The organism is Steroidobacter cummioxidans, assembly GCF_003104955.1.
In genome coordinates this window covers 1-21710 of record NZ_LSRW01000057.1, presented here as the reverse complement: position 1 = coordinate 21710, position 21710 = coordinate 1, and the positions used below count along the sequence as shown (strand labels likewise).

Here is a 21710-nt window from a genome sequence, read left to right as displayed (position 1 = left end):
TTGAACATCCTCGCGACCACTGCCACCGATGTCGATACCCAGGAAACTCGAGAATGGCTCGACGCTTACGACAACGTTCTCGAGCACGAAGGTCGCGAGCGCGGCCACTTCCTCATCGATGCACTCTTGCAGCGTGACCTGGCGCTGCACGGCGACCGGCCCGCCGCTGTCACGACGCCCTACGTCAACACTATCGCCGCGGAGAACCAAGGCGCGTATCCGGGCAATCTTGATATCGAACGCCGGATCAGCGCCTGTATCCGCTGGAACGCGATGGTCACCGTGCTCCGCGCGGGCAAGCATTCGAACGTCGGTGGACACATCGCGACCTACGCTTCGGCAGCTGCGCTCTACGACGTGGGCTTCAATCATTTCTTTCGCGCACGCACGGGCGAGTTCGGCGGCGATCTGCTTTATCTACAGGGGCACTCCGCGCCCGGTTTCTATGCACGTGCCTTCCTCGAAGGACGCATCAGCGCTACCCAACTCGACAACTTCCGCAGAGAAGCTGGCCGTGACGGCTTATCTTCCTATCCTCATCCACGACTCATGCCGGAGTTCTGGCAATTTCCCACCGTCTCGATGGGACTTGGGCCGATCACGGCCGCGTATCAGGCGCGATTCATGAGATATCTGGAGCTGCGCGGGCTGCGTACCCCACAGCGCCGAAAAATCTGGGCCTTTCTCGGCGATGGCGAGATGGATCAACCCGAATCGCTGGCCGCGATCTCGCTCGGCGGGCGCGAGAAACTCGACAACCTCATCTTCGTGGTGAACTGCAATCTGCAGCGTCTGGACGGGCCGGTGCGCGGTAATGGCAAGATCATCCAAGAGCTCGAGGGCGTGTTCCGCGCTGCTGGTTGGCACGTGATCAAGGTCGTGTGGGGCAGCGGCTGGGACGCGCTGTTGAGCCGCGACAGCACCGGCCTGCTACACCGGCGAATGATGGAGTGCACGGACGGTGACTATCAAACATTCAAGTCGCACAACGGCGCCCACGTTCGGCAGAATTTCTTCGGCAAGTACCCAGAGCTGCTCGAATTGGTAAAAAATCTGTCGGACGATGAGATCTGGGCACTGCAGCGTGGCGGTCACGATCCGCTCAAGGTGCATGCTGCCTACGCGGCGGCCATGAGCCACGCGGGACAGCCAACGGTCATTCTCGCAAAAACAGTGAAGGGATTTGGGATGGGCGAAGCCGGCGAGGGCCTGAATGTCAATCACCAGCTGAAGAAGATGGGACCCGACGCAGTCCGGGCGTTTCGTGATCGGTTCGCACTTCCCGTGTCCGACGATCAACTGATCGAGATGCCGTACCTGCAGTTGGACCCGGAAAGCGACGACGCGAAATATTTCGCCGCACGCCGGGCACTACTCGGAGGACACCTGCCCGCACGATCGTCCGCTTACGATCCGATCGAGATTCCGCGGCTCGATGCATTCGACAGTCAGTTACAAGGCACGGGCGGTCGCGAGATTTCGACGACGATGGCATTCGTGCGCATCCTCAGCGCCCTACTCAAGGACCCGCACGTCGGCAAGCGAGTGGTCCCCATCGTTCCAGATGAGTCCCGCACCTTCGGAATGGAAGGCATGTTCCGCCAGATCGGCATTCACTCGCACGTCGGGCAGCTCTACACGCCGCAGGACGCAGGCCAGCTGAGCTATTACAAGGAAGCAAAGGACGGACAGATCCTGCAGGAAGGCATCAACGAGTCTGGCGCCATGTCTTCATGGATCGCCGCGGCGACGTCCTACAGCAATCACGGCCTGGCCATGCTGCCGTTCTATATCTTCTATTCCATGTTCGGCATGCAGCGCATTGGCGACCTGGCCTGGGCCGCTGCCGACTGTCGTGCTCGCGGCTTCCTGCTCGGCGCTACCGCGGGCCGCACGACTCTGATGGGTGAAGGACTGCAGCACGCCGATGGCCATAGCCACGTATTCTCGTCCGTCATCCCGTCATGCGTGTCGTACGACCCGACCTTCGCATACGAGCTCGCCGTGATCATCCAACGCGGTCTTGAGCGCATGTATCGCGAGAACGATGATGTGTTCTACTACATCACCCTGCTCAACGAGAATTACGCACACCCACCCATGCCGCAAGAGGCGCACGAAGGCATCTTGAAAGGACTTTATCTGTTGCAGCAGGCCGACGATCCGGGCTCCGCCTGCAAGGTTCAGCTGGTGGGCAGCGGATCGATTCTGCGCGAAGCGATTGCCGCCGCGGAATTGCTGAAACAGGACTTTGGAGTTGCGAGCAATATCTGGAGCGCCACAAGCTTCACCGAGTTGCGGCGTGAAGGACTGGAAGTGGAACGCTGGAACATCCTACATCCGCAGGATCCGCCACGAGTTAGTTATGTACAGCAGTGCTTCGCTTCGCACCCGGGCCCCGTCATTGCGGCTAGCGACTATATGAAGATCGTCGCGGATCAGATTCGACAGTTCCTGCCAGAGCATCGCTTCGTCTCGTTGGGCACGGATGGCTTTGGTCGATCCGATACGCGCGAGGCTTTACGTAAATTCTTCGAGGTAGATCGACACTACATCGCCGTCGCGGCACTCAAAGCACTTGCGGACGAGGGTCGCATCGCTGCCAATCGCGTGAGCGAGGCGATCCAACGATACGACATCGATGTTCAGACGGCAGGAGCGACCGCGACGTGATCAGCTACTAGCTCAATTGCGGATCCGACTCGATTCGGCAAAATTCTGCCCTCGCTATTGGACCGAACCTCGATCGGCGCGCCGCTGCCTCGGCCCACCACTTTCCTGCTTTAGATTCCGCGAGTTACGTTTTCTCCGCAGCGGAACAAGCGCTGCCTCTATAATTCTCTATAGAATTAAGTGCGCAAACTGCCGATCTCGCTCATCACGACTCGATGGTTTTCCTGATCACACCAACTGACCTCGAATCAGTTGGTGCGAGGCATGGATGAGCGCTCACAAACGCGGCACCGCCTTCTTCGCGAGCTCCAACGCCTGCTCCGGGAACCAGGCACCTGCATCCGGATCCTTGCGTCCCCACAACGGATCGAATGTTTGCTGCTCGAGGAATATCGTCGGCCAGCCCGGCTCGCTGTATGTGCTGTAATCCCAGGCGCGAACTCCGCCAGCTGCGTCGCAGGAGCCATCTGACTCGCCGACGATCTTGATCCAAAGATAGGCGTCGACGAGAGCATTGCCCGTTGCCGCCGTGGGGCGAGCGCCGGCTCCCGCACCGGGCAAATTGCACCAGCTGCCCGCGGCCAGAGTGGAGATGACGCTCGAAGGCTGGTGGTAGGGCGATTGTGCGTACAGCGTCATGCGCCCGGGCGGCTCGGTCGCGTACGTCGGATCATTTGGTGAATTGGAAGCGTGTGCCTGGCCGTTTCGGCTGGTATCGATGATGAAGTGAGTCGGATTCTGCGGCAGCCCGGATAGATTGTTCGCATACCATTCGTCGGTGAGCGCCCAGGTGCTGTAATCATCGGCGTTGGCTGGATAGTACTGGCTGGCGCAATAATCATAGTGCCCCAATCTCCAGCCGCCGTCCGACGGATCGCTCGCGAATGCAATGCAGTTGCTGATCCACGTTCCGTACTGGACCTGCGCAGGTGTGGGTTGGTAATTGGACGCGTTCAGGAAAAAACCCGAAGTATCGGCAACACCCGCTTGCACAAGACGACTTGCTATCGTGCCCACGGCATGCCAGCGACTGTGACCTGCATCGAGATACACGCGGGTTCCTGGCAATGCACCGAGAGTATCGATTGCATGGCGCAGCTGCGTGTAGCGATCCACGGTGAGGTCGCCCGTCGGATCGTAACCACAATCCACCGGCAGATTGGCCAGAGCGTCCGGCTCGAGAATTACGATTGCCTCGCGGTCACGGAGGGCACCGGCAATCGCGTCGATCCAGGCCACATACGCGGCCGTCGTCTGCGCACCACCGCCAGAATAGCTGCCGCAATCGCGGCCCGGTATGTTGTATAGAACGAAGACCGGCGTTGCCTGCTGAAGCTTGGCCTCCAGCAATGTACGTCGGGCCGCCTGGGCCACCTCCTGAGGCGAACCACCGACCAACCACGTTGCCTGCGGTACGAGCACCAGTTTGAGGAGAAGCTCGGCGTTTTTATACTGCCGCTGCCGAATTAGTTCATAGATCTGCCGGAGTGCCGCCGGGTTCGGACTTCCCACATGGAATCGGACGTGAGACCGCCCACTTCTATTGTTGTCCTTGGCGATTGCCGGCGCGGCCACGCCAGCGAGAATCATGACAGCGCCGCTCAAAAACGCGATTGTCACTGAGCGGAGCGCGCGGGCGAGCTGAAACATAGCACCTTCCCTCGGTTGCGCATCACCATACAACTGTCCGTTCAACGCCCCACCTTGGGCGGTCTGGCAAGCGCTGTCATTGTCCGCCGATCCGCGGCGATGTCAAACATCTTGCCCCAAGTCCGCAGAACTCATCGCTTTGACTCGTACAAGCGTTGCATGACGACCTTTGAACCACAAAGATAGTATGGTTCTCATGAAGAGACGTTAGGGATGGTCGACGACCGTCGGCCCACTCGAGGAAGAGCAAACATGACGTTGAAGAAGATCCCATTTGCCGCGCTGATTGCCGCCATGTGCGTGCCAACGTTGGCTTCCGCACAGGACCCCGGCAACGGCGTTAGCATTGCCCTGCCGGGCATCAGCTTTACTCGTTCGCTCAATGGGGCCGGCGAGAACACGAAGGTCAGCGGCAATAAACTAACGCTCACTAGCGCGGCGAAACGTGACAACTTCCGGGATCCCAACGGCAAGCTGTCGAACAATACGGCGCCTGTTCTGCTGGCCGCGGTCGACAACAAGAAGGCATTCACGCTGACGGCGCGCATAACGCCGACATTTCTCGAAACCTACGACGCCGGTGCGCTCTATATCTGGGTCAAGGACGATCTATGGTTGAAGATGGCCATGGAGATGGACGAGCGCCGTCGCACTCGGATGGTCACCGTTCGCACCACCGGCACCTCGGATGACAACAATCACGAGGTGATCTCCGAACGCGGCGTGCATATGAAGATATCCTCAGATACCCAGACAGTCGGATTCTACTATTCTATGGACAACCAGAGTTGGCAGCTCATCCGACTGTTCAGGAATGAGTATCCCGAAAGGATCTGGTTGGGCGTCAGCGCGCAATCGCCGCTCGGCAATGGCACATCCGCGACCTTCGAAGACGTGTCTCTTACTCAGACCAGCGTCGCCGACTTCCGCCTGGGGAAGTGAGTCGAAGCAGCACTTCTCACCCGCTCCTCACGTCGCCCTGGAAACGGTCGACCTTCATTCGACGGTCTCGCGAGAATCTCGGCACGAGCAACCAGAGTCGCATCCCACGCCGCACAGAAGCGTGGCGCCATGAGACATGAGGCGTCTCATCAGCGAATGACACTCACCGTAAGTGCGCAGAGAAAATAGACCAAAAATGAGCCCGCGAGCGACGCATACAGAATCGTCGGGGACACCTCCGGCGCGCCTGGATTGTGCTCCTCCTTGCGCAGCACGTGTCGGATCATCTGATAGGCGATGAGCCCGATTGCGAGAAGACAAACTGCCGCGACAGGCGGCTGACCCAGCCGGTCCATCGCCTGAGCGACCGCTGGACTGAAAACGAGCCCCACCGTCATCAGCGTCAGGAGATTGAGAATGATCATGGCACCGAGGATGGCGGCGGCATGAAAAGAGAGCACGAGCGCATTATGAGTGCGCTCGCGTCTGCGAATGAAGGTCAGGATGGATTGAATCAGTCGATCAAGCATGGATTTCGCAATTGACAGCCCAGCCGATCGACCACGGAGGTAGTCTCAGGCTTAGCCGGCGTACCCACAAGAGCCCGCACCACGGGACAGATCCCAGGTCAGTCGGACGATCATGCAGAACGCGCTCAGCACCCCAAGCGCGAGTTCAGAAGCCAGATCGATTTTTTTGCGGACGACGGGTCAGCTCAGCCACGATCCTCGATGTAGTACACGTCTGCCGTTCCCCAATCAACAAGATTGCAAGGGGACGAGTTCGTGTAGAGGTCAACCGTCGCGCCGGTCTTCTGCGCTGCCATGAGAATGGCCTGCCAACTCTTGCAAGTTGCAACACTCACCGCATAACCCTGGCTGCTACTGACATTGCAGAGTGCCCAAATCGGGCTATTCACCGTCCCCTGGCGCACGAGAAGCCGGCCATCGTCGTGGATGGCAACAGCGCCGATAGGCCCCCGGCATTGCGCCGCGTGAGCGCTCGTATAGAACATCGTAGCTGTCACGGTCGCCACAAACAGCCTTTTAAACAACTTGTAACCGACCTTCTGGGAACCACAAGCAGCAACTTCCGACGGAGCTGCGCCACGCTTCAGCCCAAGAGGCTCCATTGCAGAGAGAGACGATTCGCAACACTGTGTTCCGATCAATGATGTTCTCATATTTGCGTCCCTGTTATGAGCAAACGGGTGGTTGAATCGAGTTATGCGATAGTCGTGGGTCGAAGCTACCAAGGCCATCAGGGAAGCGTCAACAGCATGTCCTCAAATCAGGTTTTCGCTGAATGCAAGGCCCGATGATGAGAAGAGTTTGCAAAAATGAGATCGATGTCTCTGGCGATCTGGACTGTCCGCCTCGGATCGGCGATGCGCACAAAGAACCGGTCCAATTGCGTCCTATGGGCTTCAAAGCTCATACACGAAACCGCCGTGTCGACATCGTCGAGGACGAGGCCGGCTCGTCAGCGGCGTGCCTTACTCGCTCAAGAATACGAAGCGCTGGTCGGAACCGATCGGAATGATTAACTCATTCCATCAAAAACATGGCAGCCCCAGTCCCGATACTCATCAATGCAACGCAGACCCACATCAAGAGTATCGCGCGACGGCCCACCTTCGAACCTTCTTCCAGATATAGCCAATACTTTTCATACCGATCTTCGCCGATCAGACGAGCTACCAGTAGAGTTAGTGGCAGTGAAAGGAACACGCCAATCCCCATGAATAGAAAGACAAAGGCATCACGGTTATACACATCTAAGTCCGTCGCCAACATGAAGCTGGCGGCTGGCGTTAGCACGAGAATGGCAATAAACAGACCGTACAACGGTCGCCCGATGTCCTTGCCTGTTGCTCGATTCTCATGCGACCGAGGCGCTACGCTCGAAGCCTTTTTCTTGAGGAACGGAATAACAACGCCAGCAATAGCCATGATAACAGCGGCAAATATGAAATCCCGTAGTGCGCTCATTTGACCTTCGCCCCGCTGCCACTAGCAGCAGCGGTCTTGTGGATCGGGAGTGCGCCACCCAAGTAGCTGATGGGCTTGATCTGGGTGGAATAGCGCATCAGTGCATCTCCTGCCAAGGACTGAATATAGTCCTTAACGGACCGATCGCAAATCCACGAGTCGCCAATCACGGCCTGCAAACTCGATCATCTGGGTTTCGCCGCCTTTCCGGCGATACTTCATCGGCGAGCGACAGAATCCGGTTACGCCGATTCGGCGAACGCTGCCCTCGCTACGGACAGCTGTCGCGCCCAACAGCCGTAGTGTCTGAAAATTCAATCCTCAGGCGCTTTGCGATGGTAGAAGTTGAGCATGCCGCCAAGCCGCTGGCGAGTTGCCGGCGAACCCGGGCGCACAATTGACCCGTGCAGTGTCGAGGACGCCGAGAAGAAGAGTCTGCCATTCGCAAGGAATGCAGCGACCTCCCGAACTGCTGGCTGTGCATGTGCGAGATAGCTCCCGTCGAATTCTCTCCTCGACATTCCTTACCTTGCGCCCCCCCCTTATCCGAGCAACCGGAGCCGCGCACTACCAAGCCATCCGGATCGCTGTTGTTGAGCGGATCGGCTCCTCCGTATGCATACGTGTTGAGGCCGCCGTTCAATCCAATGGGGTCGCCCTGCACGTATCGCTCTGTCTGTGCATCGCAGTCCCGGAAGTAGTTGTAATGCAGTCCGGCCTCCCGGTCAAAGTATTGCCCAGGCAACCGCACCTTGCTTGCGTTACCGGCTCCGCAGTTCCGGATAAACGGAATAAACGACGCTCTCAATATCATCCGCGGGGACGCCGATCGCGGCCATCCGGGCGACGGGTTCGACATCCGTGGCCGGATAGATCGCAAACTCTCGACGCGTGCAGCTTTCCAGCAGTTGGTAGAGGAACGGTTGATCGGTCTCGATACCCGACTGCGACTCCTGATACGACAACTGCTGAGCAACGATTCCCAGCTCGTGAGATACGCCCTCGAGCTCCTCTGGAAAAACATTCGTCCTGGCGTACTCTTCCGCCCGGGTCAGATGCGTGACCAGGGTGGGCTCTAACCGGTCGACGACGAGACGGCCGAACCCAACATAGACGCGCGCCAATCTGCGATCGTCGCCCGAGTATTGGGGCAACGAGAGCAATGCCTCCAACCGCCGCTCCAGAGTTTGAACACGGCTGTCATACTTCTTCCAGTCGAGATGTCGAGAGTGGGCGTTCATTGTGCGGGCTCGATTTCCAATTTCCTCATCACATATGCGCACGTTGGGCAAGGCGGCCGCACGGTGCCCGTTTGAACTTCCACGGCCGCGGCAGCAGAGCCACGAACATCCAATCCTCTATTGAGCGCTTGTGCGGCATTATTCAGCTCACAGCACTGGCCCGGAATGACCCGGCGCGGCTTTACCAAGTACCAGTTTCGCTTCCACGACCGCTGCGTCAACAAGCGGATTGCGTGCAAACGGCGCACCGCCTCTATTGCTCAGGCCGGTGAATGTTTCACCATCCTTGAGCACCAGTGAACCGGCCATTTTAGCGGTCGCTCCCTCGGCTTTGGCGACCTCCGCTGTGACCTTAGCCGTGACAAGCGCCGTAGATTTTATGTTGCGTGATGCGACGGGCGTCAAGCCGCTCAACTGCTGTCGCCCCATCCCCGAACCAACGGCACCTATCGCCTGACCTATCTGCTGAACGCCGCTCGACGCCGGTGGCGCCTCGTTATTTACTGTCCAAGCGGCGCCCTCTATCAGTCCCTGACGGAAATCATCCCAGGCACCCGCAACGACCAATAACGCCACAACGAATCTTGCGGTCGCACTCTTCATGGCACTCCGTTGATTATCAAGTGCGCTACTTACCCGACGCTCCACGGGTATCCACCCTTCGACCCGTTGTCACACGCCAAGGACCCGATGGTTTTCCCTGACCGGCAAAAGGCACCGTGGCAGCAAACATTGCTTCTTATAGGATATAAGATCGCAGCAGCGACAAAACTCGTCACCGACTTTATTGCGATTTAGGGGTTTAGATGATTCGGAGCGTCACTCTGTCCGACGATAGCCGCAGCGATAGATGAATCGAAACATCGCCTCCAAAGCCATCGCTGCCGTCAACATTCGTCACTTTTCACGTACGAGCAGCCAGCGAATTCGCTCATCGCATTCATACCTTGCAGCGCCAAACACCGACTGAGACTTGAGCCGTCATGCGTTGCCGACGCGTTGATGCTCTCGCCGGACTCGATGACCGATTCGGAGAACACTTTGGAACGGACGAGCGCGCTACGGGTTGTGCTTTACACCGCCGAGAAGCTGTCGACTTCTTGAAGTCGCAAAGCGCAGGCCCTTGACCGAATGTTCGCAGGGGGACACCGGCGGTCCGTGATCCCACGACGACCCACCTCACGTACCAACATCACCCTCGAATGAACGATCCCTTGCCATCCTCGCTATTTGGCGCTCCGGTCTCGGCCGAGATGCTGCGGATCGGATCGGACGCTCACAAACGACTGTTCTGCCGACAGTTCATCGACACCTATACCGATTTCGAGCCCACCACGCTCGCCTGGCCCGAGTTGGATGAGACCGAGCTCGAGCGCATGCGCGGCGTGCCGTTCTGGCAGGAAGTGAGGCACACCGAGCGGCGCGCAGCGGCGATTGTCGCCGCGTTCTCCGCATGCGTGGCTGATCCGCTCATTCGCGAAGCGATCGTACTGCAGGGTCTCGAGGAGGCGCGCCACGCCCGGCTGCTCGCGGTGATGATCGAACGTTATGGCATCGACGCGCCGGAGCGGCCGCTCGCGCCGATCGAGGGCGACCTCGAAACGCGCTTCATCGATTTCGGCTTCGGCGAGTGCCTCGACAGCTTTCTCGGCTTCGGCGCCTTCAAGTTCGCGCGGCAATCGCAATTCCTGCCGGACTCGCTGTTCGATATCTTCGAGATGCTGATGCTCGAGGAAACACGCCACATCGTTTTCTTCATCAACTGGATGGCCTGGCACGAGACTCAACACGGACGCAGCGCGCTGCTGCGGCATGCCAACTCGCTGCGCTTCTACAGCCGCGCCATCGGGCGGCTCGCAGGCGCGGTACGACGCGAACAAAGGGAATCCGAGGCACGCGAGTTCTCGACGACAGAGGTGAGCCAGTTTCTCGAGGGATTGACGTTTCGGCGTTTCGTCGAGGAGTGCCATAGTGAGAATGCGCGGCGCATGCGCGCTTTCGATACAGCACTACTGCAGCCGCGCTTTCTGCCGCTGCTCGCCGATGCTGCGCTATCGGCCTTTCGCCTGTGGAGCAAACTGAACCTGGGTGCCGTCGAGCCACCGGGGGAAAAATAGCCCTGCTCGCTCGCGTGCGCCAAGCAGTTGTTCGACGGCTATCGTCCCTCGTTCGCGGTACAGCAGCCAGCCGTGGTACCGCACGCAGGCGTCTGCGTTTCAGTTATGCCCTGTGAGGGCACGAAGCGCTTCGATATTCCCATAGCAGCTCTCGGTACCATAGATCGTAACAACTCTTCCCGACGCAAACGCCTCTAGCAGTATGGGATAGGTCGCCTTCCCAAACGCGGAACTCACATCCAGCGCGAAGTGCCAATGCGGATGAGTCGAGCAACCTGCCCGTACCGTTGGTGCAGAAGCAAGGCGTATGTAAACGATGCTTTCTGCGTTGGCTGTTCCAACGTCTTGTATCGCGACTCCTACAGCTTGTCCTTGATCGGCACTTGCCGGAGCGGCGCAGACAATGAATATAGCGGAACCGACTGTCGAGATGCGCTTGATGGCAGCTATTAATCTTTTTGTAAGAGAGCCGTTCATTTGCGTTCCTTCCGTGTGGCTATTCGTGCCGCTGCGCGACGATGACGCAGACGGTTCGACGTTGTCAATCGAAGGCGGCGTGACGGAGCATCGAATCAGGCTTTCCCCGAACTACGCCGGATAGGATGGAACGCGATCATCCATGAAGTTCCATTTGGTAAGATTCAGTTCAGAGATTCCCGGAACTAAAGAAACAAATACCCGAATTCGAATCCGCGACACACACCTGTCGGATCGGCTAGCGCATTGCCTGAAACTTCGCCAGCAACGCTTTATAGAGATCTGAATCCGCATCGAATCGCGATGGCTGCACAAGGGCTACCGACCCGCGCAACCACTGATCCAGTGCACTCCATACCTGATCCACGTACAGACGACGCGTCGCAGACGTTTCGAATGCTGTCGAAGCAGGCTCAAGATACTGCAAGAGCACGCTAACCGTGCAAATTCAGGTCGCCTGTCTCGAGGGGCATACTTGTGTACTCGCGCAAATCTTACGCATCCTGTCCAAAATATTATCTATACGTTCCATGTGCTCGGAAACGGGTCCCGATGCCCCCGCCTTTGAGCAGTACTTTTTTCTAGAGCCCGGCCGTTACTGTAATCACCTTCTGAGCTAATTTCTTTGTGTACTGAGAAGGCGCTGCCCACCCAGCGCTCGTTTCCGGCCTTTCAACATCCATTCGGATCTGTGGCCGCTCGCTTGCTTCGTATCAAACCGCTCCGCTTGGAACCTCCGCACACGCGACACGTTCGTTGAGTGCGCCAGCGCGAGGTATCCCGATATGACGAGCCCAGCTCCAGTGCAGCACCGGTTTGCCGAAATTGAGGGAGTACGCATCTTCTATCGGGAAGCGGGACCGGCTGATGCGCCGGCGGTCTTGCTTCCGCATGGCTACCCGTGCTCCTCCTATGAGTTCCGCAACTTCATTCCGTTGCTGGCGGATCGGTGGCGGCTCCTTGCGCCCGATTTCCCGGGATGTGGCTACAGCGACACCCCCGATGGTTTCGCCTATGACTTCGATGGTTATGCCGCGTTCCTGGAGAAGTTCATCGAGCACCTCGGAATTCGCAGTTTCGTTCTATATCTGCACGATTTCGGATCGCAGATCGGCCTGCGCCTCGCGACCCGCGCCCCTGATCGTATCGTCGCGTTGATCGTTCAAAACGGTGACATCTACGAAGACGTCTTGGGTCCGAAATACGCTGCACTCCAGGAGTATTTTCGCGATCCCACACCCGAGCGTCGAGCCAAACTCGGCGAAGCCGTGAGCGAAGACGGGTTTCGGGATGAGTTTCTAAACGAAGTTCGGCCCGAGCTGGCCCGACGCATCAGTCCCGATCTGTGGAAACTGCATTGGTCGTTGACTACGCCGCGGCGAAAGGAGATTGCAGCCGAGGTGATCGCGGGCTTGCGCGAAAACCTCACGTGGTTCCCGAAATATCAAGCTTATCTGCGTCAGCATCAGCCGCCGACACTCATCGTCTGGGGACCGCAAGATGGCTACATGCCTGAAGCCTCGGCACGCGCCTATCTACGTGATCTGCCTAACGCCGAGATGCACATCCTCGATGGCGGTCATTGGCTGCTGGAAACGAATCTCGCTGAAGTCGTCGCGCTCAGCCGAGAGTTTTTTTGTCGCGTGTGTGTGGATGAGACCGCCGCGGCCAAGCAGGGCGACGGCGGGCTTGATCCTTCGAGATGTCTCGGCGCCGTTCACTGCGCCTTCGCCATCAGCTCCATGACCTCACGACGTCGCTCCTCGTCTACCCGCTCACGACCCGGACGAGCCGGCGCTTCTGCAGCACGCTCCAAGTAGTGCAAGGCGTCGCGGCATTCGTTGCGGTCACAAAGATATTGGGCATAGAAGTAGTTCGGATCGATGCCATCGGGATTGAGCTGGAGCGCCTTGGTAAATAGCTCCTGCGCCTTGTCGTCGCTGCCGAAGCCTACCGGAGAGCCAGGCACCTTCGAGTACAGCACCCCCAGGCTCGTATACGCCGAACCATCCAGCGCCTCATCGTCGATCTCGAGTGCCGCTTCGAGCACCGCACGGGATTTCTTTGCCAGGCTGAGCCCGCCCATGCCGCCCTTCGCACCAGCGTAGGTGATGAGCACGACGCCCTCCCAAATCAGCGGCTCGGCGCGTTGCGGGTTGGCTGTCGAGAGTTGATGTGCTTCGGATGCCAGTGCATCGAATGCTTTCACCTTCTCGTCTTTCGACGTGATCTGGTAGGTCGCGACGGTCCACTGCTGCTGAATGCGATCAAGCTCCGCGTCGAACGGCGCCTGAGCGTGAGCCACACTCACTAGCAAACCAACGAGCGGCACAATGCCTCGAAGTACGCGATTGCTCATGAAACTTTCCTCGGCTTGACGGGGGTATTCACGACAGTGGGCATCGAGCGCGCCGCGGGTAGAGAGACCGATCCGCGCTTCGGACGTCTTCACGCCTGCCCTACTGCTTGCTTCACAGGGAGCACGGTAAGCACGACCTCGATCAAGCGGACGTCGACGAATGATTAATCGGTAAATGATTGATACTGAGCGCTCCCTCCGGCAGACACTCAGCTATCCATAATCATCAACTGATCTCGTATCGTCAAAACTGGTACTGGCCGGTGTCTTCGTACAGCTCAGCATCGCTGACGCCCTCATTGCCGCGGGGTGCATCAGCTGCCTGCGACGGCGTGACACACAATTCGCCCACCCACCCCACTCTCTAAGCCATTGATTTTAAAAGCCGGACCGTGTTCGGTGACGGCGAAAAATAGCTTAGGCGACGCAACCACATATGCCATACGAAAAAAGTATGGCCTTTCAATGAACCATATATTTTACGTCGGGATGGCAAGCAGCTAAGGTGGCCTCAACCCGTGGCTATCGGCGCCGGGGTCCGCCTGCAGGGCCCCGTCGCCAGAAGCCCTGTCATCTCGATTAGGAGTACGTTTGTGTCGAACTATGCAAGCACCGCGGATCAAGCCGGCGCGGTCATCGCCCAAAATGGCCCAAGCTGGAGCGCGATCAGCCCGGAATATGTAGCGCGGATGCGTCTGCAGAACCGCTTCAAGACGGGTTTGGATGTCGCGCGCTATACCGCGAAGATCATGCGAGAGGACATGGCCGCCTATGACAAGGATTCCGGCCAATACACCCAATCGCTGGGCTGCTGGCATGGCTTCATCGGTCAGCAGAAGCTGATCTCCATCAAGAAGCATCACGGATCGACCAAGCGCCGCTACTTGTATCTGTCCGGTTGGATGGTCGCGGCGTTGCGCTCCGATTTTGGTCCGCTGCCGGATCAGTCGATGCACGAAAAGACTTCCGTTTCGTCGCTGATCGAAGAGCTGTACACCTTTCTTCGCCAAGCGGATGCTCGCGAGCTCGGCGGTCTGTTCCGCGATCTCGATGCGGCGCGTAGCGCGAAAGATGCGGCCAAAGAAAAGGACGTGCTGAACCGCATCGACAATTTTCAGACTCACGTAGTGCCGATCATCGCCGATATCGATGCGGGTTTTGGTAACGCCGAAGCGACTTACCTGCTGGCCAAGCAAATGATCGAAGCGGGCGCTTGCTGCATCCAGATTGAAAACCAGGTTTCCGATGAAAAGCAGTGCGGCCATCAGGACGGCAAGGTCACCGTGCCGCACGAAGACTTTCTCGCAAAGATTCGCGCCGTGCGTTATGCGTTCATGGAACTCGGCGTCGATGACGGCATCATCGTTGCTCGCACCGACTCTCTGGGTGCCGGCCTGACCAAACAGATTGCCTACACGCGCGAACCCGGGGACCTCGGCGACCAGTACAACAGCTTCCTGGATTGCGACGAGGTGACGCCGGACACCATGAAGAATGGCGACGTCATCATCAATCGTGGCGGCAAGCTGCTACGCCCCAAGCGCCTGCCCAGCAACCTGTTCCAGTTCCGTTCCGGCACAGGCGAAGATCGTTGCGTGCTCGACTGCATCACCAGCTTGCAAAACGGCGCCGACCTGCTGTGGATCGAAACCGAGAAACCCCACATCGGCCAGATCAAGGGCATGGTGGATCGCATCCGCGCGGTCGTGCCGAACGCGAAGCTGGTTTACAACAACAGCCCGTCGTTCAACTGGACGCTGAATTTCCGTCAGCAGGTTTTCGATGCCTGGAGCAAGGACGGCGTGGATGTATCGGCTTACGACCGCGCCAAGCTGATGAGCGCAGATTACGACGGTTCCGAGCTGTCGAAGGAAGCCGATCGTCGCATTCAAAACTTCCAGCGCGATGCGGCGCGCGACGCCGGTATTTTCCATCACTTGATTACGCTGCCGACGTACCACACGGCTGCATTGTCTACCGACAATCTGGCAAAGGGCTATTTCGGCGAGGAAGGCATGCTGGCTTACGTTGCCGGCGTGCAGCGCAAGGAAATTCGCGAAGGTATTGCCTGCGTCAAGCATCAGAACATGTCCGGCTCGGACATCGGCGATGACCACAAAGAATACTTCGCTGGTGAAGCGGCCCTCAAAGCGGGCGGCGTACACAACACGATGAATCAGTTCTGAGCCTATCGCGAAGCCGGCGCAGCGGCTGATAGCAAAGACGATTGATCCGGCGACGGCCCGAGGAGAAATCCTCGGGCCGTCTGCTTTTCAAGCAATGTCCGGCAAGAAAAGTCTCTCTAGAATGAAACCGGATAGTGCCCTCGCTTTCTCAAGTCTTCACCGATCGCTTCGTTTAGCCGAGGACCCGAACACGGCCCTGTCTGACATATCCTCACACCAGCAGCCTGCAACAAGCACTTGTACGGCCACGCACATCAACACTTCCCGTCAACATCCCAAGACTGCATGCAACGAGCTCAGGGACTGAGCTGATGATTTCGATTCTGGCCTACCGCTCGCCAGTCCAATCATGACGATCTTGCATCGCTGTCTTCGTCTACCGCAGCCTGCCATCGAGCCCCCTGCCGACCGCAATCGCATCGCTCCTGGAAATCCTGAATTTCATCCCTCGCGGTTGACAGGGCAATGCATTTCCGTCAATTTCTCGCCCAGACACACAACTAATTAGCCCTGCTCACAAGATAGCAGCTTGGCGTACCTGCCAAACGGAAGGGAAGCAAGGAGCGATTCACCTGCATCACAGACGCGACGTTGAACGGATATGGCACGCAGCCTGGCTACTCGCACGCACGTGATCCGTCTCGCGCCGTTTGCGTAGCGATATTACATCGGCTTGTAAATATCAGGGTCAGCGAGGATTCAAAGTAGTGAACAGACAATTTACGATTTCGATTACAGCGGCTGTACTCTTGCTCGGCAGCACGACTGCGTCGGCTGCATATACGGTCGCCACGAGCCCACCACTCTCTATCGACAGTATCTACATGAATGAATGGGGTGACCCGTTCGTACGGTTTTCAACAGCCGTCAACTCCAGTTGCATTGAAGGGAACAGTCTTTATCTCTACAACCGCGAGGTCTCTCCTGTGGACGAAGCGGTAAAGGAGCGCCGCAAGAACAAGATGGCAATGACCCTTTCAGCAAAGTTATCTGGAAGCAGGGTGGTGATCGAGTACTACTATGATTCGACCAAGTACGGGGCGTGGGACGCCTGTTACATACACGGCATCAGAATAGTCGACTAACTACGTGCTTCGCATTGCCGACTTGAACTCTCGATCACTCCTCAAGATCGGCAAGTCAATTTGCCACCAAGGAGGCTATCTTGGTGGCAATTCTGAGCAATCGGCTGAGTACTCCAGCCGGATGTTATCAGTCATCGGTATCTTCGCCGCAGTTCCGCCACGCGCTCTCTTCCGCCCCTAGCCTCCAATAGGCCTGCGATATCCTCAAAGACCTGCTTGCTGACCCATAGCGGTATCTCATCGAACGTTTGCCTTGAGTCAGCGAGATGCTCGTAAAAGCCGACCCCGGCTGCATTCCACAGCTCCTTCGCCGTCTGGCTGGCACACCAATCCGCAAACCCATAGATCCTCCTCAGTTCCTCCAGATCGTTGCGGCCGTGCGCATCGCGACACCGCGACAGCAACTCAAAGAAGAGCCCCATAACGGACGTATCCGGATCTTCGATGTCGTTCCTAAGATCCGGAAACAGCCCCAGCGCCTTCCGTCGCCATGCACTCATACTCTGACCGTAGTCCCGCATTTGAGATCTAACGCCATGCTTGAGCCTTTACGCTCGTTCCGCAGCGCTTGTTAGCAGTCATGGCTGGCTACCGTAGTAGGAAACCTCTAGGCTGATACCGCATTGCGCTAGCGACTGCAGGAGCTCGGATGGGAAACGAAAGAATGCGGGTCCATCCTTGTCTTTGACCTCGACACCGAAGTCCAGCACCGCGTGCAGCTTGAGCTCTTTCAGCCTGTGTAACTCGACCGCATCTCGACGAAGAATGCGAAGCGCGTCTTTGACTTGCTTTGAGAGTTGCAGACCAGTTGCGTCGGAAATGTTCACGTTGAGACCGCTGACCTTTGAAACCGATCTTGAGCTCTCGAAACGCTTCCTACCTTTCCAATACACAGACAGTGGCGTCCATTTCGTTCCCGCAAGAAAGGTCTCCACGCTCCTCTTGGAGCCAGAAAGGCGAAGCACCGTACCGATTCCACTCATGATTGCGCTCCCTAGACCGTGAACGACAAGATGTGACTGGACTGGCCAATCGTGCACGAGCGTCTATAAAGAAACTCCCGCCCATATACTCGTTTCGCCTCTCCCCGAGGCTTCGACAAACGCACTCGGATAGCCACGCACGCTTACTGAATCCGCAGCCGGCCACATTCTTCCTATCACCTTGCAGACGATAGTGCCATCGAACATGATATCAGCAGCCCGGCCATTTTCGTCTGCGTCGGTTCCTCCATTGCGTGAGAACCGCATGCCAATTGCCTGCTCCGGCGTGAGACCGAGCTTTTCCAGATCAGCAAAGGAACCACTGGTTAGACGATAGCCAACAGAGCCGTTGGTGCGACAACATTGGCCAACTCATCAAAAACCTGAATTTATGTTTCCGCAAAGCATGGCGTATTGACAAGCACTGACGGCGGTGCGAGATTTTCAGCAACACAGACGTTCCCATGGATGGCGAATAATGAAAGCAATAGAAGATGGCAAGGATCGCTGACTCCCTCTTTCAAGAAAACTCCCATTTCATCGGGCCATGCTCGATCTGTGCTGTCCTCGGCTTTCTCGGTCCGGCGCTCATGCGCCGCCGTGATGGCGCTGATACGAAAAATCTCGGTGCGTAGTGCCGAATTCCGGTTAAGGCAGGCTTTGAATGAGATCTGCGCTAATCGTTTCGCTGGCAATCAACGCTGCACTCCTCGCTCTGTGGGGGATCGATCGCAGACCTGATGTCGGATCGTCGAGCGGGGATGACGGGCCAGCGGATGCCATCTCGCTCGTCGCGCAACTGAAGCAGTGTGGCATGGCGGAAGGGACGGCCAAGCAACTGATGGCGCAACAGCTCCTCAATGCCGGCGCGTCTCCGGCACCCTACGAGTACTGGACGCCGCAGATGCTCCGCGACTCGAACAGGCAAGTGGCCGAGGCGGCGGCAGCCGAACAGGCGCGTCGCGACATCTTGAAAATCGAGGGCGAAGGCGCTGTCGAAGATCCCGCGTTCCGAACTTTGTTCCGGCCGCTGGATACGGAATATCCGTTTCTCTCATCCGCGAAGCAGCTAGACCTTGCGCGCCTGCAGGCCGAGACCTCGCGCCGTCGCGCGGAGGCCGTTATTCGCGGCGCCAGTCCAAGTGAGTTGGCACAAGTCCGCGAAGCCTTTCTCGGCTCGCTGGGAAAGTTACTCACCCCCGAAGAGCTCTTTGAGTATCAGCTGCGCGCCTCCCCGGCTGCACAGGCTCTGCTTGCGGGCGGCTTCAAGTTCGAAGAAGAAGAATTCCGTCGCGTGTTCTCGTCGTTGATCGCAACTGCCGGTCCCAATGCGCTGACCGATGGGGTCATACCGCTGTCGGGAGCCGCCACCGCGAATGCGATCCGACAGGGGCTTGGCGAGGCGAGGTTTGGCGAGTACGAAAAATCGCAAGGCCAATTCGGGCTGCGGGCGGCGGCGCCTGCGCGACTAAACGCAGTGATGGGCGTCAGACACAAGGAATGAGTAACAGGCCATGAACAAATTCACGTCGGCATGTCTGCTGGTTCTGTGCTGGGCTATCGTTCCGGTGGTCGCTCACGCGGCAGGCTTCGATCACAACTATTCGGCGGTGACCGGCGACCTCAATGGCGACGGATTGCAGGATATTTATCTAAAAGCGAAGCCCAAGCTGGCGATGATCCCGCTGGAAGACCTGCTCATTCCAGTGCCAACGCGAACCGACGTGGCGCCGTTCGTGCTGCAGCGTCAGCCCAACAACACCTTTCAGATCGTGTCCAGTCTGACCGGCGCGCAGCGCAGCGCCATCTCACAATGGCAGCAGGCGGCGAGCATCCTGGTTGAAACAGTCGACACCAACATGGACGGTGTCCTCGACGTGCTGGTATCCGGCATTCCCAACAGCGATCCAGTGATCGTATACGGCAGTTCTCAACGCTTCGCGCCGCCTGCCGCGCTCACAACCGTAACCGCGTCGGTGCGTCAGTTCATAACCGACGTACATAACTGGACCATGTCTCCGGCGCGGATCGAAGAAGTCGTCGAGACCGGTTGGTATTCGCTCTACCAACTGTCGCTGCTGGGTTTTTTGATCAATGGCATGCCGATCACCGGCAACATGTTCAACAGCCAGACCGTGCCGGACGTGTGCACCGGTGGCCTTTGCGACTATAGCCCCACGTATGGCTGGATCATGTGGCTGAACGTTCACTATAACGTGCTCGAGTTTCAGACCACGTTCACCAGCCAGGCTGCGAATAACCTGGCCAATGCGTTCGATCCGACGTTGCAGGATACGTCCGTGATCGCGCAGTCGTCCAACGCCACGGTCATTGCCAACGTGCTCGAGCAAACCTTCGGCGTGGAAGTCATGGAGGGCGTGCTTCGCGGAGGAGGCACCCGTGAACATGAGTCTTCGGCCGATCCAGAGTTGCCGAAATCGCGCGGCTTCGAGATCCTGTCGGAGATCGCGGCATTGTTCGCCGCTCTTACCACGGATTCATCGCGTTGCCGGCTGTTGACGAGCGGCGAGAAGAGCGAGCTGGCGCTGGGCAATGGCATGCACATTCGCAACGTCGACCGCGTGCGGATATGCAATGGCGGATTCCTCGGCATTCAGAGCCAGGTCATGGCACCAAACGGGCACATCTACGTGGGTCGTAACGTTTGGTTCCTGCCCTGGCGCCCGGACTACATGGCGACTGGGGTGCCCACCACCAACAGGGGCAACATCGTGCACGAGTTGTTCCACGTTTATCAGAATCGCAATCGCGGTTGCCGGGCGACGAACGGCTGTATGCTGGCCCTGCGTATCATCTCGTTGGGGAACTACTGCTACACGCCGATCGATCTCAGCAAGACGTTCTGGGAGTACAATCTGGAACAGGAGGCCGAGCTCGTGTCGGACCGGTACTTACTCAACAACAGCGAAACTCAATGGTCGCAATGCAACCAGGTTGGCAATACCTTGCCTGAGCTCAACGTGATAGTGCCGGCGATATTCCCATAAAGCATGCGGATCGTGCGATTCAACAAGCGCGCATGGACAAGCCTCGTCGTCGGCTTGTCCTGCGTGCTTGCCGGTTGCGAAAGCTTTTCGGGAGCCTCAATTACTGTCGACACTCCGAGCCCAATCGATCCAGCGTGTGTTGACGGGGCGGCCCGATATGTCGGGCCGGTGGAAAAATTCGGCCGCATACAGGATCAAGCAGGAGCGGTCGAATTCAACGTGAGACGGGACGGAGCCCAGGGCGTCAGCATAATGGTCCTCGATGGACCGCCGCCGAGCATGCGAATGGTGTCCTACTGGTATGACCAGGCGAGCGACGAAGTGGAGATCGCGTCACTTCGGCTGCTGGAGAATGTATATAACGCCATCCTGAAGTCGTGCGACATTCGAGAGCCGCCGGCAACTGTTTCGACACTGTGCAACACCCGACACTGCGATGATTGGATGAAGCGATAGAGCACCGCGTTTGCGGCGAATGGCCAGGGCTGATGCTCAGTACCAAGCCCCGCTCTTCGTGACCTCAGATCTCGACACTGTTCGTAAGATTTTCAGCTGACGCAGGGATGTCGCGGCAAAATTGATGAAGCGCCTCATCTTCGACAAATGATGATCCCGTTCCCTGAAACCCGCTGCCGCCCGCGGCGTATTGAATGTACTGCACGTTTCAGAGGCGGCTCACTCCCAGCTCGAGCAGACGAGCATGCATCGAGAACCAGCCGTGAGCCCCACGCAATTCGAGCGTTTCAGTTTCCATGGCTAACTTGACGACCCGTAGAAGGCGATGACGTCAGGCTTTGCTCCTGCGCCGGTTCACGATCCGGTCGGGTCAGCCATAAGACTCCGTCCCGGTAGTCGACATGGATCGCCCCATAGCGTGCCGCAAGACTCTGCAAACGAGCAGGCTGGATTATAACCGGATGCAGCTTTGCATCGGCGGCGACCTTGGCCTACGCATGGAAGTGGCCTTCGTCCTGCGCTGAGTAAAACATCTCCGAGCC

General features: G+C 57.9%; 16 protein-coding genes and 2 pseudogenes. 8 read left to right on the top strand and 10 right to left on the bottom strand.

Translation table 11 applies throughout. The annotated features are described in order from the left end of the window. The first annotated feature begins 6 nt into the window (after positions 1-6). Entirely contained in the window at positions 7-2673 is a 2667-nt protein-coding gene (gene aceE, locus D0550_RS24135) for a pyruvate dehydrogenase (acetyl-transferring), homodimeric type (RefSeq protein WP_241520903.1), read from the top strand. A 276-nt stretch (positions 2674-2949) separates the two neighbouring features. Here aceE and D0550_RS24130 read toward each other — a convergent pair whose 3' ends face one another. Beyond that, the gene (locus tag D0550_RS24130) at positions 2950-4263 is read right to left on the bottom strand and encodes a glycoside hydrolase family 6 protein (protein ID WP_170134687.1); all 1314 of its coding nucleotides are present in this window, start codon (positions 4261-4263) and stop codon (positions 2950-2952) included. Between the two features lie 312 nt (positions 4264-4575). On the opposite strand from D0550_RS24130, the gene D0550_RS24125 reads away from it, so the two are divergent. Next, positions 4576-5265 (top strand): DUF1349 domain-containing protein, encoded by a 690-nt coding sequence (locus D0550_RS24125; RefSeq protein ID WP_116811757.1) that lies wholly within the window; start codon positions 4576-4578, stop codon positions 5263-5265. A 149-nt stretch (positions 5266-5414) separates the two neighbouring features. On the opposite strand, the gene D0550_RS24120 is transcribed toward D0550_RS24125, so the two are convergent. The 6 genes and pseudogenes from D0550_RS24120 to D0550_RS24095 all read right to left on the bottom strand — a co-directional run bounded on the left by D0550_RS24120 (position 5415) and on the right by D0550_RS24095 (position 9100). After that, on the bottom strand, positions 5415-5795 hold the full coding sequence (locus D0550_RS24120) for a hypothetical protein (RefSeq protein WP_116811756.1): 381 nt from the start codon (positions 5793-5795) through the stop codon (positions 5415-5417). A 185-nt stretch (positions 5796-5980) separates the two neighbouring features. After that, entirely contained in the window at positions 5981-6448 is a 468-nt protein-coding gene (locus D0550_RS24115) for a hypothetical protein (RefSeq protein ID WP_153067317.1), read from the bottom strand. A 364-nt stretch (positions 6449-6812) separates the two neighbouring features. Beyond that, positions 6813-7256 (bottom strand): hypothetical protein, encoded by a 444-nt coding sequence (locus tag D0550_RS24110; RefSeq protein WP_153067316.1) that lies wholly within the window; start codon positions 7254-7256, stop codon positions 6813-6815. A 571-nt stretch (positions 7257-7827) separates the two neighbouring features. Further along, positions 7828-8007 (bottom strand): annotated as a pseudogene (locus tag D0550_RS36930) (RHS repeat-associated core domain-containing protein); the annotation flags it as partial. Positions 8008-8017: 10 nt separating this feature from the next. Further along, the gene (locus tag D0550_RS35610; RefSeq protein ID WP_206606506.1) at positions 8018-8548 is read right to left on the bottom strand and encodes a hypothetical protein; all 531 of its coding nucleotides are present in this window, start codon (positions 8546-8548) and stop codon (positions 8018-8020) included. 96 nt (positions 8549-8644) lie between these two features. After that, a complete protein-coding gene (locus D0550_RS24095; RefSeq protein WP_116811751.1) occupies positions 8645-9100 on the bottom strand; it encodes a hypothetical protein in 456 nt (151 codons plus the stop codon). A 599-nt stretch (positions 9101-9699) separates the two neighbouring features. Between D0550_RS24095 and D0550_RS24090 the strand changes: the two genes are divergently transcribed. Both D0550_RS24090 and D0550_RS24080 read left to right on the top strand, forming a co-directional pair. Further along, positions 9700-10614 (top strand): hypothetical protein, encoded by a 915-nt coding sequence (locus D0550_RS24090; protein WP_206606505.1) that lies wholly within the window; start codon positions 9700-9702, stop codon positions 10612-10614. Positions 10615-11876: 1262 nt separating this feature from the next. After that, positions 11877-12734, top strand: a pseudogene (locus tag D0550_RS24080) (alpha/beta fold hydrolase); the annotation flags it as partial. 74 nt (positions 12735-12808) lie between these two features. On the opposite strand, the gene D0550_RS24075 reads toward D0550_RS24080, so the two are convergent. Further along, positions 12809-13450 (bottom strand): tetratricopeptide repeat protein, encoded by a 642-nt coding sequence (locus tag D0550_RS24075; protein ID WP_206606504.1) that lies wholly within the window; start codon positions 13448-13450, stop codon positions 12809-12811. 593 nt (positions 13451-14043) lie between these two features. Here D0550_RS24075 and D0550_RS24070 point away from each other — a divergent pair. Both D0550_RS24070 and D0550_RS24065 read left to right on the top strand, forming a co-directional pair. Beyond that, positions 14044-15636 carry an isocitrate lyase gene (locus D0550_RS24070; RefSeq protein WP_116811748.1) on the top strand — a complete coding sequence of 531 codons (1593 nt, stop codon included), beginning with the start codon at positions 14044-14046 and terminating at the stop codon, positions 15634-15636. A gap of 707 nt (positions 15637-16343) precedes the next feature. Then, positions 16344-16721, top strand: a complete 378-nt coding sequence (locus D0550_RS24065) for a hypothetical protein (RefSeq protein WP_153067315.1) — start codon at positions 16344-16346, stop codon at positions 16719-16721. A gap of 131 nt (positions 16722-16852) precedes the next feature. Here the strand turns inward: D0550_RS24065 and D0550_RS24060 are convergent, their stop codons facing one another. Both D0550_RS24060 and D0550_RS24055 read right to left on the bottom strand, forming a co-directional pair. Beyond that, positions 16853-17221 carry a DUF7674 family protein gene (locus tag D0550_RS24060; RefSeq protein WP_153067314.1) on the bottom strand — a complete coding sequence of 123 codons (369 nt, stop codon included), beginning with the start codon at positions 17219-17221 and terminating at the stop codon, positions 16853-16855. Positions 17222-17299: 78 nt separating this feature from the next. Further along, a complete protein-coding gene (locus tag D0550_RS24055; protein WP_116811745.1) occupies positions 17300-17704 on the bottom strand; it encodes a DUF4279 domain-containing protein in 405 nt (134 codons plus the stop codon). 814 nt (positions 17705-18518) lie between these two features. On the opposite strand from D0550_RS24055, the gene D0550_RS24050 reads away from it, so the two are divergent. Together D0550_RS24050 and D0550_RS24045 are read left to right on the top strand one after the other, a co-directional pair. Next, the gene (locus D0550_RS24050) at positions 18519-19208 is read left to right on the top strand and encodes a hypothetical protein (protein WP_153067313.1); all 690 of its coding nucleotides are present in this window, start codon (positions 18519-18521) and stop codon (positions 19206-19208) included. A gap of 10 nt (positions 19209-19218) precedes the next feature. Continuing rightward, positions 19219-20712 (top strand): VCBS repeat-containing protein, encoded by a 1494-nt coding sequence (locus D0550_RS24045; RefSeq protein ID WP_116811743.1) that lies wholly within the window; start codon positions 19219-19221, stop codon positions 20710-20712. The last annotated feature ends 998 nt before the right edge of the window (positions 20713-21710 follow it).